The organism is Bacteroides salyersiae WAL 10018 = DSM 18765 = JCM 12988 (assembly GCF_000381365.1).
In the GTDB taxonomy this organism is placed as follows: Bacteria; Bacteroidota; Bacteroidia; order Bacteroidales; family Bacteroidaceae; genus Bacteroides; species Bacteroides salyersiae.
Genome location: NZ_KB905466.1, coordinates 1058293 through 1071410 on the forward strand (window position 1 = coordinate 1058293; position 13118 = coordinate 1071410).

A 13118-nucleotide genomic window follows, 5' to 3' on the forward strand; every position below is an offset into this window, starting at 1 on the left:
AAAATACATTGGGAAACATGAAAAAGAGACTGCATTACCCCCTTGCGGGCTTTCTTTTTAGCATCTTCGGTATGCTATCTTCCGGTCTGCAAGCAGACAATAGTTCCAAACCATATTGGCAAGACGTACAAGTGGTAGCCGTAAACAAAGAATACCCCCGTTCTTCTTTTATGAGCTACGATAACCGCACGGATGCACTTAGCGGTAAATTTGAAAACAGCCGATACTACCGGCTACTCAACGGAACATGGAAATTTTACTATGTGGATTCCTATAAAGATTTACCGGACAACATCACGTCTCCGGAAGCAAATACCGCTTCGTGGCATGATATACAAGTTCCCGGAAACTGGGAAGTACAAGGACATGGCGTAGCCATCTATACCAATCACGGATACGAATTCAAAGCACGCAATCCACAACCTCCTCTCCTACCGGAAGCTACTCCTGTAGGTGTCTATCGCCGGGACATCGATATTCCGGCCGATTGGGACGGGCGAGACATCTTCCTGCATATAGCCGGAGCAAAATCCGGGGTCTATGTTTACATAAACGGACAAGAGGTAGGTTATAGCGAGGATTCCAAAAACCCGGCAGAGTTTCTGATCAACCCATATGTAAAACCGGGCAAGAACGTACTTACACTGAAAATATTCCGTTGGAGTACAGGATCCTATCTGGAATGCCAGGATTTTTGGCGTATCAGTGGCATAGAGAGAGACGTATTTCTCTATTCACAGCCTCAAGCAGCCTTGAAGGACTTCCGCATCAAGTCGACCTTGGATGATACTTACAAAGACGGTATCTTTGCATTGAGCGCTGACTTACGTAACCATCGGCCGGCCGGAACAAATCTATCAGTCGTATACGAACTTCTGGACAAGAACGGACAAGTAGTGGCAACAGAAGAAAAAACCACTTATGTGCCTGAAGGAGAATTCCGCACTGTAAGTTTTTCTCAGAAGATTCCCGCCGTACTTACCTGGACTTCGGAACACCCCAACCTGTACAAGCTCTTGATGACAGTAAAAGAAAACGGAAAAGTGAACGAAATCGTTCCTTTCAACGTCGGTTTCCGTAGAATAGAGATCAAAGAAAGTAAACAGCTGGCAGCAAACGGAAAGCCTTACACACTGCTGTTCATCAACGGACAACCCTTGAAACTAAAAGGAGTAAACATACACGAGCATAATCCCGAAACAGGACATTACGTCACTGAAGAACTCATGCGCCGCGATTTCGAGTTGATGAAACAAAACAACTTGAATACAGTCCGTTTATGCCACTATCCGCAAAGCCGCCGTTTTTATGAACTTTGCGACGAATACGGACTCTATGTTTATGATGAAGCAAACATCGAGAGCCACGGCATGTATTATGACCTGCGTAAAGGCGGTTCGTTGGGCAACAATCCGGAATGGCTGAAACCACACATGGAGCGGACTATCAACATGTTCGAGCGTAACAAAAACTATCCGAGTCTCACTTTCTGGTCGCTTGGCAACGAAGCCGGAAACGGATATAATTTCTACCAAACCTACTTATGGCTGAAGAATGCTGACAAGGAACTGATGGATCGCCCTGTAAACTACGAACGCGCCCAATGGGAATGGAACTCTGATATGTACGTACCGCAATATCCCAGTGCAGAATGGCTTGCCCAGATAGGGAAACAAGGCAGTGACCGTCCGGTGGTGCCGTCAGAATACGCTCATGCTATGGGAAATTCCACCGGAAACTTATGGGATCAATGGAAAGAAATCTATAAATATCCCAACTTGCAAGGTGGATACATATGGGACTGGGTAGATCAAGGAATTCTGGAGACAGACAAGAACGGTCGTGAATATTGGACTTATGGTGGCGACTATGGCGTAAATGCCCCGAGTGACGGCAATTTCAACTGCAACGGACTTGTCAATCCCGACCGTACACCACATCCTGCTATGGCAGAAGTGAAATATGCTCATCAAAATATCGCTTTTGAACCGGTTGATTTAACAAACGGCAGAATATTGGTAAAGAACCGTTTTTATTTTACAAATATAAAGAAATATAAGATTTCGTATAATATAGCAGCAAATGGAAAGATCATAAAAAGCGGAAAAACCTCTCTGGATATCGATCCACAAGGTTCTAAGGAATTCACAGTTCCTGTAAACGGACTGAAAGCAAAACCGGGAATTGAATACTTCATAAATTTCTCAGTAACTACTGTCGAACCGGAACCTCTGATTCCGGCAGGTCACGAAATAGCCTATGAGCAATTCCGTCTTCCTATCGAACCGTTAGCACGGCCGGCTTTTGCAACCAACGGACCGGCATTGAAAGTACAAACCGAAGGTAAAAATCTGACAGCGACCTCTTCTAAAGTTAATTTTGTATTCAACAAGGAGACAGGACTTGTCACCTCGTATCAAGTGAACGGTACGGAATATTTTAACGACGGATTCGGAATCCAGCCCAATTTCTGGCGTGCCCCAAATGACAATGATTATGGCAATGGAGAACCTAAGCGTCTCCAAATATGGAAACAATCAAGTAAGAATTTCAACGTAGCAGATGCCGACATCGTTATGGATGATAATACCGCCATACTGACAGTCAATTATCTGTTAGCAGCCGGTAATCTCTATATCGTAACTTACAAGATTTATCCATCGGGAGTTGTCAAAGTCAATGCACGATTTACTTCGACTGATATGCAAGCCACAGAAACAGAAGTATCCGAAGCAACCCGTATGGCAACATTCACTCCCGGTAATGACGAAGCACGCAAAGCTGCTGCAAAATTGAATGTTCCCCGTATCGGTGTCCGTTTCCGGCTTCCGGCAGAAATGAACAAAGTGGAATACTTCGGACGCGGACCGGAAGAGAATTACATAGACCGGAATGCAGGTACTCTTATCGGGTTATATAAAACCACAGCCGATAAGATGTATTATAATTATGTCCGTCCACAGGAAAACGGTCATCATACTGATACACGCTGGTTAAGCCTCAGCAAAAAAAATGGCAAAGGCCTGACCATCATGGCCGACAGCATCATCGGATTCAATGCTTTACGCAATTCGATTGAAGACTTCGACTCGGAAGAGGCACTCCCACATCCACGTCAATGGAATAACTTTTCACCGGAAGAGATAGCCAATCACGACGAAGAAGCCGCCCGGAATGTATTGAGAAGAATGCACCATGTCAACGATATCACTCCACGTGACTTCGTGGAAGTATGCATCGATATGAAGCAACAAGGACTGGCAGGATACAATAGCTGGGGAGCCCGTCCCGAACCGGCATACACCATTCCTGCCAACCAGGAATATAATTGGGGATTCACTTTGATACCCAATTAAGGAATGAAAGAATGAAGGAATGAAAAGAACTAATTAACCTCAGTTCGATATAATAAGAATCATACCGCATAGCTTCTCCTCTTCTGGAAGGAAAGGGAAAATACGTAGGATAAAAGTTATGTCGAACTTAGGTTAATCAAATAATTAATAAATTATTCTGCGCAGCCAATTGGCATATTGGCACATGAATCATTAGCATATTATTTTCATCAACTTTAAAAATAAAAATCATGAAAAATCTATTCGACATTGTGTCTCATTTCGAAATCCAAGGCACCATCAGCGATATAAAACCGTTGGGTGCGGGATTAATCAACGACACTTACAAAGTAACTACGGCCGAAACCGATGCCCCTGATTACGTACTGCAACGCATCAATCACGCTATCTTTCAAAATGTAGAGATGCTGCAAAACAATATAGCTTCAGTAACCAACCACATCCGTCGTAAACTGACAGAACAAGGAGAAACCGATATAGACCGTAAGGTACTGACTTTCGTAAAAGCTGATGGAGGTAAAACGTATTGGCATGATGGAGAAAATTACTGGCGTATCATGGTATTCATCCCACGCGCGAAAACATATGAAACGGTTAATCCGGAATATTCCTATTATGCCGGTGTTGCTTTCGGTGATTTCCAGGCAAAACTTGCTGACATTCCCGAAACATTGGGTGAGACTATCCCCGACTTCCATAACATGGAATTCCGCTTAAAACAATTGCGTGATGCCGTAGCAGCCAATGCTGCGGGAAGATTGGCCGAGGTACAATACTATATCGATGAGATCGAGAAGCGTGCCGATGAAATGTGTAAAGCCGAACGTATGTATCGCGAAGGAAAATTACCCAAACGTGTATGCCACTGTGATACGAAAGTAAACAACATGATGTTTGATGAAGACGGCAAGGTACTCTGCGTTATCGACCTGGATACCGTAATGCCAAGTTTTATCTTCTCTGACTACGGTGATTTTCTCCGTACAGGAGCCAATACCGGTGATGAAGACGACAAAGATTTGAATCGCGTTAACTTCAACATGGAAATATTCAAAGCATTCACCAAAGGATATCTGGAAGGTGCACGCTCGTTCCTTACTCCGATAGAAATAGAAAATTTGCCTTATGCGGCAGCTTTATTCCCGTATATGCAATGTGTACGTTTTTTGGCTGATTACATTAACGGAGACACTTACTATAAAATCAAATATCCCGAACACAACCTTGTACGCACCAAAGCACAATTCAAACTATTGCAAAGTGTAGAAGAGCACACTCCGGAGATGACAGCATTTATCAGGGAATGTTTAGGCTGACCTCTCCCCAGTCCTCTCCGTGGGAGAGAGCAAAATTAGTTTTGTAACTGATAAATAAACAAGAGTATCTCCTTACTCCCTCTCCCACGGAGAGGGTTGGGGAGAGGCTTCTTAGAATTTCTCCCCCTTCCAAGTATAAACAATAGGGCGGCGGATAAACGGTTTCAGTTTGTCTGCCGTTTCTTTTTCCATATACTCAGGAGTAGTCAGCGTAAATGTAAGTGTATTATCAGAAGCGGAAAGATCAATTTTCATCAACAGCATATCCGCTTGTAAGCGGGCATGATTATACTCATAGGCAGCAGCAGAATCGGGAGTTTCAAAGAAATCATCCATTGCCGGCATAGCGGTAATGAAATCGGATATCGGAAGCTCCTTCCAGTCAGTAGTATAAAACTGAATATTGCTGTCACACACCGGAGCACATGCGGTAGAGACGGTGCAGATAACCTGTGTAGTGTCACTGGTTGCCAATAGCTTCATCTGCCAAGTGCTTTGCGAAGTCATCTGAACACGAATGTAATCCTTGCTCAATTCCGTCATCTCCGACTCCCGTCCAAAACGATTCTCAACCTTTGCCTTCATCTTACTTTCCAAAAAGTCGATACAATCTGCACGATTTACCGCCGTAAGCAATGGAGACAAAGAATCGGGCATATTGACAAATATCTTCTTGGCTTCTTGATGAACCTGAGTTTTGGTACCTTGTTCAGCCAGAACCTTATCCTGTTCAGTCTGAGCCTGCAACGGCGCTACCGCAAACAGCCACAAAGCCGAAAATAACATCCCCCACACCATTGCATACCTACTCATTCTCAATTTATCTATCTTTTTCATCATACCGCATTTTTAATCCATCTGTTATTATTTGAAATACTCGATCCGTCCGTTATCCGGCTGTTTTTCCATCGCCAGGCGTAACCCGATGATTTTCTATGCAAATATAAAGAATAGAATTATATAATGAAAGAAAGGCAGATTATAATAAACAAGACATCTTATTTTGCCACTTTTTTATATCATCTAAGGGACTATTTGCCCATCAGGGTACATTACCCACATAGAATTTACCCCTTCACCGGCTTCACCTTTTTCAATCAAACTCCCCATTCATCGATGATACAGGGTGAAGGCAGGTCCGGTTTTCTGAATACGGTGTTTACCGTCCGTATGCTCGGTGCTCACCACCCGTATGCCTGAGGTTTACGAAACGTATGCACGGTACTTGGGAGACATTTGCACCGAAACCAAAGAGACGGAACGACCCTTCACCCTGTATTGCCGATGAATAAAGCGGCTAAGCAAAAAAGTGAAACCGATGAAGGGGGTAAAAAAGATACTACATCTTTTCACGTAAGAAAAAAATTCACGAAAGTGCTGCTGATTTTGGCTAACACTGTCACTACTTATTTTGTACAACTACTACCTGGTTCCCAGATACAAAAAGAACATTCCGATCAATACTAAAATAAGGTCAATAGCTTTACTTTTTAAATTCTTCTCACGGAAGAGCAAGGCTCCGAAAAGGAAAGAAACCACTACACTGCCACGACGCACCATTGATACGATGGAAATCATAGAATCTTCATAACTCAAAGCATAGAAATATACAAAATCCGCAGCACAAAGAAATATGGAAATCAGAATAATCGTCCAATCCCAACGGAAAGGAGTAGTCGTTTTACGCTTCGGCCACCAAAGCAGTGCCAAGATCGGACACATGATAAGCACCTGATATACATTATACCATGACTGCACCAACATCGGATTGAGATGCTTCATCAAATACTTATCATACAGCCCACTTACGGCCCCCATCACCGCAGCCAACACAATAAAGAAAATCCATTTATCATGTTTGAAATCGATCCCTTCCTTTTTTCCCGACCGACTCAGCATAAAAAAGGAGAGAACCGCCAGCATCACCCCGATCCATTGATAGAGATTCAGACGTTCTCCGAATATCAACATTGCACCTACCAGCACCATTACAGGACGGGTAGCATTGATGGGTCCCACGATGGTAAGCGGCAGATGCTTCATTCCGAAATATCCGAATATCCAGGAAGAGAGCACGATAAACGATTTTATTATAATGAATTTGTGTTCTTCCCAACCGGCAACAGGAACTTCAAACATCGTCCCTCCCAACAAATCCGGAGCATATACAGACAGGAGAATGAAAGGCAGAAAAATCAGACTGGAAAAGATCGTGTTCAAAAACAAAACCGGAAGCACGGCATTGTCTCTCAGAGACTGCTTCTTGAACACATCATAAAAACCCAGCAAAGCTGCTGAAAGGAAGGCGAGTAATAACCACATGAAGTAAAATTATTTACAATTAGACGATTAAGAAATTGACGATTAGACAATTGACGGTTTACGATTGGAGACGCCATGTTACAGATACCATGTTGGATGATTGTCAATGGTGAGAGCTATGTTTTGACAAAAAGGGTGTCGGGATACTCGACATCAACCAAAAAAAGGGCATGGCCGGGTACCGAAGTGCCGGCTTTGCAACGATCCTGCTGTTCTATGACATTCCGAAAACCCTCTATGGACAACTTTCCACGCCCCACTTCAAGAAGCGTACCGACTATTGCACGTACCATGTTCCGCAAAAAACGATCTGCTTGAATGGTAAAGACCCAAGTCGTATCATCCACCTGAGTCCATTCGGCATGCATTATTTGGCATAGATTGGTTTTCGCATCCGTATGCAATTTACTGAAACTTGTAAAATCCGAGTAATCAAACAAAGTAGCGGCTGCCCGGTTCATCCGGTCAAAATCGAGCACGCTATGCACACGATAACGATACTGACGGTTAAAAGGATACTTGGCAGTCGTCACATAATACTTATAGGTACGTGCCGTCGCATCAAAGCGCGCATGAGCATCTTCTCTCACCGGACAGACTTTAAAAACGGAGATATCCGGAGGCAACAAACGGTTCAGTTTTTCCGTCACAGCCATTACATCCAGTTCTTCCTCATTATCAAAATGGGCCACCATCAGCGAAGCATGTACTCCGGCATCGGTTCTTCCGGCTCCCACCACCTCTACTTCTCTTCGCAAAAAGGTAGACAAGGCTTTCATCAGGCACTCCTGTACGCTGCATCCATTGGGTTGAATCTGCCAACCGTGATAGTTGGTTCCGTCATAAGCCAAATAAATAAAGTATCTTTGCACGCTTTCTATCCGATTATAAGTTTTCGCGTGCAAAGGTAATTATTTTAATCGAAAATCAGGAATTATCCGTTGAATTCGCATAGGTGGAAGGGGTTGTACCAAATGCATCTACAAAATGTTTCCGGAAAGTCGGTATATCATTATAGCCGACCATTTCGGCCACTTCCTGCACGGCATATACCTTCTGCTTCAGCAACACGGCCGCCTTACGCATACGCACTCCCCTTATCAGCTCTATGATTGTAAAATCCGTGCTCTGTTTTACCTTACGATACAGAGTGGGTTGGCTCAAATACAACACATTTTCGGATAACTCGAAAAGTGTAAGTAACGGTTCTCCCTTGGCTCTCTACTACTATACCGGAGAAAATATTGCTCCGGAAGCAGCCAGAAGGACTACAATAAAAATAACAGCGACTTCAGGACGGAATAGCAAAACGTATACAATAGAATTAGATGCCGATTCACCTAATGTTGAAAACAGAAATTATTCGATCTATCGAAATAACAACTATACTTTTAATATTAATCTGAAATAAAATATGACACTATATACTATGGAAATACTTGAAATTCTATCCAGAGAATCGGAAAATACACAACATGTGTATGTGTACGAAGAAAATGGCCGTTGGTATGCCTATGAACGTTCAGCACAATTAGTCAAGTATTTGCTTGCAGAACTTGTGAAAATCAAGCAATTTGTCAATACCACATACGACATTATACTCGACCGTGTGTAAGTTGACCTGACAGCACTCATCGAGAGATGTCCTATCACATTGTGTTCCGACTCGGAAATGGTGATAGAATGTCCCGGATTATAACCGGTCGACAGAAAAAAGAGAAATAGAAATTCCCTTTTTATAGAATATATTGTTTGTTTTGTTTGTGTTCCTCGCCCCACTTACAATGTTGTCTGTGAAGATAGCGGTAAGCGGGTGGGGATTTTTTCGCAAAATGTATTGTTTCGTATCTTCCAAACACGTATATTTGGAGGAAATAAAATACAAAACAATTAATCAATTCGCCATGAGTAGTAATATTTTTCTAATCATCGCACTTGTCACGACAGGCATTTTCGCTGTACAATTCGTCCTATCCATCTTTTTCGGTGATATAAATGCCGATGCAGATATTGACACAGACATCAGCAGTGTAGTGTCTTTCAAAGGTTTGACACACTTCGGTATCGGTTTCGGATGGTACATGTATCTACAACAAGACACAGACGTGATTTCGTATATAGTCGGCATACTCGTAGGGCTATTGTTTGTTTTTGCTGTGTGGTATCTTTACAAAAAGGCATATCAATTGCAACAGGTAAACCGTTCGGAGAATACAGAACAACTGGTAGGACGCGAATGTACGATTTACTTTAACCAAGGCAAGGGGAAATATACCGTGCAGGTGAGCCGGGACGGTGCCATGAGAGAAGTAGACGTCATCTCCGAATCTTCCAAAGTCTATCGGACAGGAGATAAGACGATTATCGCTGCTTATAGAGAGGGGACGCTGTATATTAATTAAGGGAGAAGGGAGAATGGAGAAGTACTATGCAGTGTAATAGCGCAGCAACTTTCAACTAAACAAGAGCTTTCAACTGAAGAGAGGGAAAATTAAAAGATTAAAATAAGTTGAACATTAAACATTGACAATTGACATGACGCAGGAAATGATGATTATGGCTGCTATTCTGGTGGCGGTGATTTTATTTACATTCATCGGGATTCTATCCCGCTACAGAAAATGTAAGAGTGACGAAGTATTGGTAGTTTACGGTAAGACAGGAGGAGACAAGAAGTCGGCGAAACTTTATCACGGTGGAGCGGCTTTTGTATGGCCTATCATCCAAGGATACGAATTCTTGTCGATGAAACCATTGCAGATCGACTGTAAACTCACAGGAGCACTGTCTGCGCAGAATATTCGCGTGGATGTACCGACCACTATTACTGTGGCCATCAGCACAGATCCGGAAGTGATGCAAAACGCAGCGGAACGTATGCTGGGACTGACAATGGACGACAAACAAAACTTGATTACGGATGTAGTATACGGCCAGATGCGTCTGGTGATTGCCGATATGACGATTGAAGAGCTGAACTCTGACCGTGACAAGTTTTTGTCGAAGGTGAAAGACAACATCGATACGGAATTGCGCAAATTCGGTCTGTACCTGATGAATATCAATATCAGTGACATCCGGGATGCCGCCAACTATATCGTCAATTTAGGTAAAGAAGCGGAAAGCAAGGCATTGAACGAAGCACAAGCCAACATCGAAGAACAGGAAAAACTCGGTGCGATCAAGATTGCCAACCAGATAAAAGAACGTGAGACAAAGGTTGCAGAAACCCGTAAAGACCAAGATATTGCCATCGCCGAAACGAAAAAGCTGCAAGAAATTTCCGTAGCCAATGCCGACAAAGACCGTATCTCGCAAGTGGCAATAGCCAACGCGGAAAAAGAATCACAGGTGGCCAAAGCAGAAGCTGATAAGAACATACGCATCGAACAGGCAAATACGGAAAAAGAAAGCCGTATTGCGGAACTGAACTCCGACATGGAGATAAAACAGGCAGAGGCCGGCAAGAAAGCGGCTATCGGACGAAATGAAGCACAAAAAGAAGTGGCCAAATCAAATGCAGAATTGGCCGTAACACAGGCAAACGCCGACAAAGAGGCCGGAGAAGCAGCTGCAAAATCGGAAGCCGCCGTACAAACAGCAAGAGAAATCGCTCAGAAAGAGGTGGAAGAAGCCAAAGCCCGGAAAGTAGAATCATCGCTGAAAGCAGAAAAAATAGTACCGGCAGAAGTAGCCCGTCAAGAAGCTATCTTGCAAGCGGAAGCCGTGGCAGAAAAGATTACCCGTGAAGCGGAAGCCCGTGCTAAAGCTACGTTAGCACAAGCGGAAGCAGAGGCCAAAGCGATCCAGATGAAACTGGAAGCCGAAGCCGAAGGTAAGAAACGTTCGTTATTGGCCGAAGCCGAAGGATTCGAAGCCATGGTGCGTGCAGCAGAATCCAACCCTGCCATTGCCATCCAATACAAGATGGTGGACCAGTGGAAAGAAATTGCCGGTGAACAGGTAAAAGCGTTCGAACACATGAATTTGGGAAATATCACCGTATTCGACGGTGGAAACGGTGGAACCAGCAATTTCCTCAATACACTGGTGAAGACGGTAGCACCCAGTTTGGGAGTACTCGACAAACTGCCGATTGGTGAAACAGTGAAAGGAATCATAAACCCGGACAGCAAAGAAGAAAAGAAAGAGGAAAAACCGGAAGAAAAAAAGAAATAAACGGATTCTGAATTCCTTTTTCATATAATTCATACATCATAAACCCTTTCAAAAGAAGAACGTAAAAACCGTTCTTCTTTTTTTGTTATTCACCGAATCTTTTCACGCAAAAAGTTTATCTTTGTGCCCACAAAATAAAAATGGAGTTTATATCTATGCGCTTTCATCATCATTATCCTATCTGTCTATTTCTGTCTATCGTACTTATCAGTTTTACCGGATGCAAAAAGAAAGATATGTCGCTCAAACTGAACGAGCCACGCAACATCAAAGGAGTCATCAGCTACAAACGCTCTTTCGGGGACTTGAACGATATGCATCTCAAAGCAGCTCAAAGTCTGGGAATCCGCCCGCTTGCTTCACGGGAAGAGGCAGAACGGATGAAAGAAAAATTAGTGCAGATCAGAAACAACGAACATTACAGCGTCGACTCACTGACACACTCCATTCCATTTCTCATTCCGCGCGCCGGTGCTCTATTAGACACGATAGGTGTTAACTTCCTCGACTCGCTCACTTCGAAAGGATTGAATCCTAACCAGATAGTAGTGACTTCCGTGCTCCGCACAGAAGATGATGTGAAACGTTTACGACGCAGAAATGTAAATGCATCGAAAAACTCCGCCCACTTTTATGGAACGACTTTCGATGTAAGCTGGAAACGTTTCAGAAAAATAGAGGACGAAGACGGGCGTCCGTTACAAGATGTATCTGCTGACACTCTAAAACTCGTACTTGCCGAAGTTCTGAGAGATTTGCGCAAAGCAGACAAATGTTTTATAAAATATGAATTGAAACAGGGATGTTTCCACATTACAACCAGATAAGAAAGAAGTTACAGATATACAACTTGTAATTAAAATATTTCCGTCCTAACATTCAAAGTATCCAAACCTTTCATTAAATTTGCGGATATTTTTCTTTAATACAATTCAATGATAGAGAAACTGATTGTTCTGGAGGATATCGATCCGGTAATCTTTTATGGCGTTAACAACGCTAATATACAGTTAATTAAAGCTTTATATCCGAAGCTACGTATTGTTGCCCGTGGTAATGTCATTAAAGTGATGGGTGACGAAGAAGAAATGTGTGCTTTCGAAGAAAACATCATCAAACTGGAAAAATACTGCGCAGAATACAACTCACTGAAAGAAGAAGTAATTATTGACATCATCAAAGGAAACGCTCCGCAAGCCGAGCAGACCGGAAATGTGATCGTATTCAGTGTAACCGGTAAACCGATTATTCCCCGTAGCGAGAATCAACTGAAATTAGTGGAAGGTTTCGCCAAAAACGATATGGTATTTGCAATCGGCCCTGCCGGCTCGGGAAAGACATATACTGCTATTGCTCTGGCCGTTCGTGCGCTGAAAAATAAGGAAATAAAAAAAATCATTCTCAGCCGCCCTGCTGTGGAAGCCGGAGAAAAGTTAGGTTTCCTGCCCGGTGACATGAAAGATAAAATAGATCCGTACCTGCAACCGCTCTATGATGCTTTGCAAGACATGATTCCGGCTGCCAAGCTGAAAGAATATATGGAACTAAATATCATCCAGATTGCTCCGCTCGCTTTCATGCGCGGACGTACGCTGAATGATGCTGTCGTCATTCTGGATGAAGCGCAGAATACCACCACCCAGCAAATCAAAATGTTTCTGACCCGTATGGGCATGAACACCAAGATGATCGTAACCGGAGACATGACACAGATCGACTTGCCGACTTCACAAACATCGGGATTGATACAGGCACTCCGTATCTTGAAAGGAGTAAAAGGAATCAGCTTTGTAGAGTTGAATAAAAAAGACATTGTCCGTCATAAACTGGTAGAACGCATCGTAGACGCTTACGAAAAATTCGACAAGGAGGCGAAAGCCGAGCGGGAGAAAGCTAAAAGCGAAAAATTACAGGCTACCGACCATGAGAAAACCAAAAAGTAATT

10 protein-coding genes and 1 pseudogene are annotated in these 13118 nt (G+C 43.2%); 7 read left to right on the forward strand and 4 right to left on the reverse strand.

Features of this window, described 5'->3' with window-relative positions:
* Window positions 1-17 precede the first annotated feature (17 nt).
* Both HMPREF1532_RS04215 and HMPREF1532_RS04220 read left to right on the forward strand, forming a co-directional pair.
* A complete protein-coding gene (locus HMPREF1532_RS04215; RefSeq protein ID WP_005925277.1) occupies window positions 18-3356 on the forward strand; it encodes a glycoside hydrolase family 2 TIM barrel-domain containing protein in 3339 nt (1112 codons plus the stop codon).
* A gap of 230 nt (window positions 3357-3586) precedes the next feature.
* Window positions 3587-4672 (forward strand): phosphotransferase enzyme family protein, encoded by a 1086-nt coding sequence (locus tag HMPREF1532_RS04220; RefSeq protein WP_005925280.1) that lies wholly within the window; start codon window positions 3587-3589, stop codon window positions 4670-4672.
* Between the two features lie 111 nt (window positions 4673-4783).
* Here HMPREF1532_RS04220 and HMPREF1532_RS04225 read toward each other — a convergent pair whose 3' ends face one another.
* The 4 genes and pseudogenes from HMPREF1532_RS04225 to HMPREF1532_RS04240 form a co-directional block, all read right to left on the reverse strand.
* Window positions 4784-5485, reverse strand: a complete 702-nt coding sequence (locus HMPREF1532_RS04225; protein ID WP_025819102.1) for a DUF3256 family protein — start codon at window positions 5483-5485, stop codon at window positions 4784-4786.
* A 609-nt stretch (window positions 5486-6094) separates the two neighbouring features.
* Window positions 6095-6994, reverse strand: a complete 900-nt coding sequence (locus tag HMPREF1532_RS04230) for a DMT family transporter (RefSeq protein ID WP_005925285.1) — start codon at window positions 6992-6994, stop codon at window positions 6095-6097.
* A 116-nt stretch (window positions 6995-7110) separates the two neighbouring features.
* Window positions 7111-7866, reverse strand: a complete 756-nt coding sequence (gene truA, locus HMPREF1532_RS04235) for a tRNA pseudouridine(38-40) synthase TruA (protein WP_044097414.1) — start codon at window positions 7864-7866, stop codon at window positions 7111-7113.
* Window positions 7867-7921: 55 nt separating this feature from the next.
* Window positions 7922-8164: pseudogene (locus tag HMPREF1532_RS04240) on the reverse strand (helix-turn-helix domain-containing protein); the annotation flags it as partial.
* Window positions 8165-8423: 259 nt separating this feature from the next.
* Between HMPREF1532_RS04240 and HMPREF1532_RS04250 the strand changes: the two are divergent.
* From HMPREF1532_RS04250 to HMPREF1532_RS04270, 5 genes are all read left to right on the forward strand, one after another.
* Window positions 8424-8609 (forward strand): hypothetical protein, encoded by a 186-nt coding sequence (locus tag HMPREF1532_RS04250; protein WP_240050183.1) that lies wholly within the window; start codon window positions 8424-8426, stop codon window positions 8607-8609.
* 289 nt (window positions 8610-8898) lie between these two features.
* On the forward strand, window positions 8899-9396 hold the full coding sequence (locus HMPREF1532_RS04255) for a hypothetical protein (RefSeq protein ID WP_025819099.1): 498 nt from the start codon (window positions 8899-8901) through the stop codon (window positions 9394-9396).
* Window positions 9397-9529: 133 nt separating this feature from the next.
* Window positions 9530-11173, forward strand: a complete 1644-nt coding sequence (locus HMPREF1532_RS04260; RefSeq protein WP_005925300.1) for a flotillin family protein — start codon at window positions 9530-9532, stop codon at window positions 11171-11173.
* Window positions 11174-11328: 155 nt separating this feature from the next.
* The gene (locus HMPREF1532_RS04265; RefSeq protein ID WP_005925303.1) at window positions 11329-12000 is read left to right on the forward strand and encodes a DUF5715 family protein; all 672 of its coding nucleotides are present in this window, start codon (window positions 11329-11331) and stop codon (window positions 11998-12000) included.
* Window positions 12001-12108: 108 nt separating this feature from the next.
* Window positions 12109-13116 (forward strand): PhoH family protein, encoded by a 1008-nt coding sequence (locus HMPREF1532_RS04270; RefSeq protein WP_005925306.1) that lies wholly within the window; start codon window positions 12109-12111, stop codon window positions 13114-13116.
* Window positions 13117-13118: the final 2 nt, after the last annotated feature.

Bases quoted from the DNA above. Each gene is read 5' to 3' on its own strand.
- HMPREF1532_RS04260 (WP_005925300.1), top strand. From the start codon at position 9,530: ATGACGCAGGAAATGATGATTATGGCTGCTATTCTGGTGGCGGTGATT.
- HMPREF1532_RS04230 (WP_005925285.1), bottom strand. From the start codon at position 6,994: ATGTGGTTATTACTCGCCTTCCTTTCAGCAGCTTTGCTGGGTTTTTAT.
- HMPREF1532_RS04250 (WP_240050183.1), top strand. From the start codon at position 8,424: ATGGAAATACTTGAAATTCTATCCAGAGAATCGGAAAATACACAACAT.
- HMPREF1532_RS04270 (WP_005925306.1), top strand. From the start codon at position 12,109: ATGATAGAGAAACTGATTGTTCTGGAGGATATCGATCCGGTAATCTTT.
- HMPREF1532_RS04255 (WP_025819099.1), top strand. From the start codon at position 8,899: ATGAGTAGTAATATTTTTCTAATCATCGCACTTGTCACGACAGGCATT.
- HMPREF1532_RS04220 (WP_005925280.1), top strand. From the start codon at position 3,587: ATGAAAAATCTATTCGACATTGTGTCTCATTTCGAAATCCAAGGCACC.
- HMPREF1532_RS04265 (WP_005925303.1), top strand. From the start codon at position 11,329: ATGCGCTTTCATCATCATTATCCTATCTGTCTATTTCTGTCTATCGTA.
- HMPREF1532_RS04225 (WP_025819102.1), bottom strand. From the start codon at position 5,485: ATGAGTAGGTATGCAATGGTGTGGGGGATGTTATTTTCGGCTTTGTGG.
- HMPREF1532_RS04215 (WP_005925277.1), top strand. From the start codon at position 18: ATGAAAAAGAGACTGCATTACCCCCTTGCGGGCTTTCTTTTTAGCATC.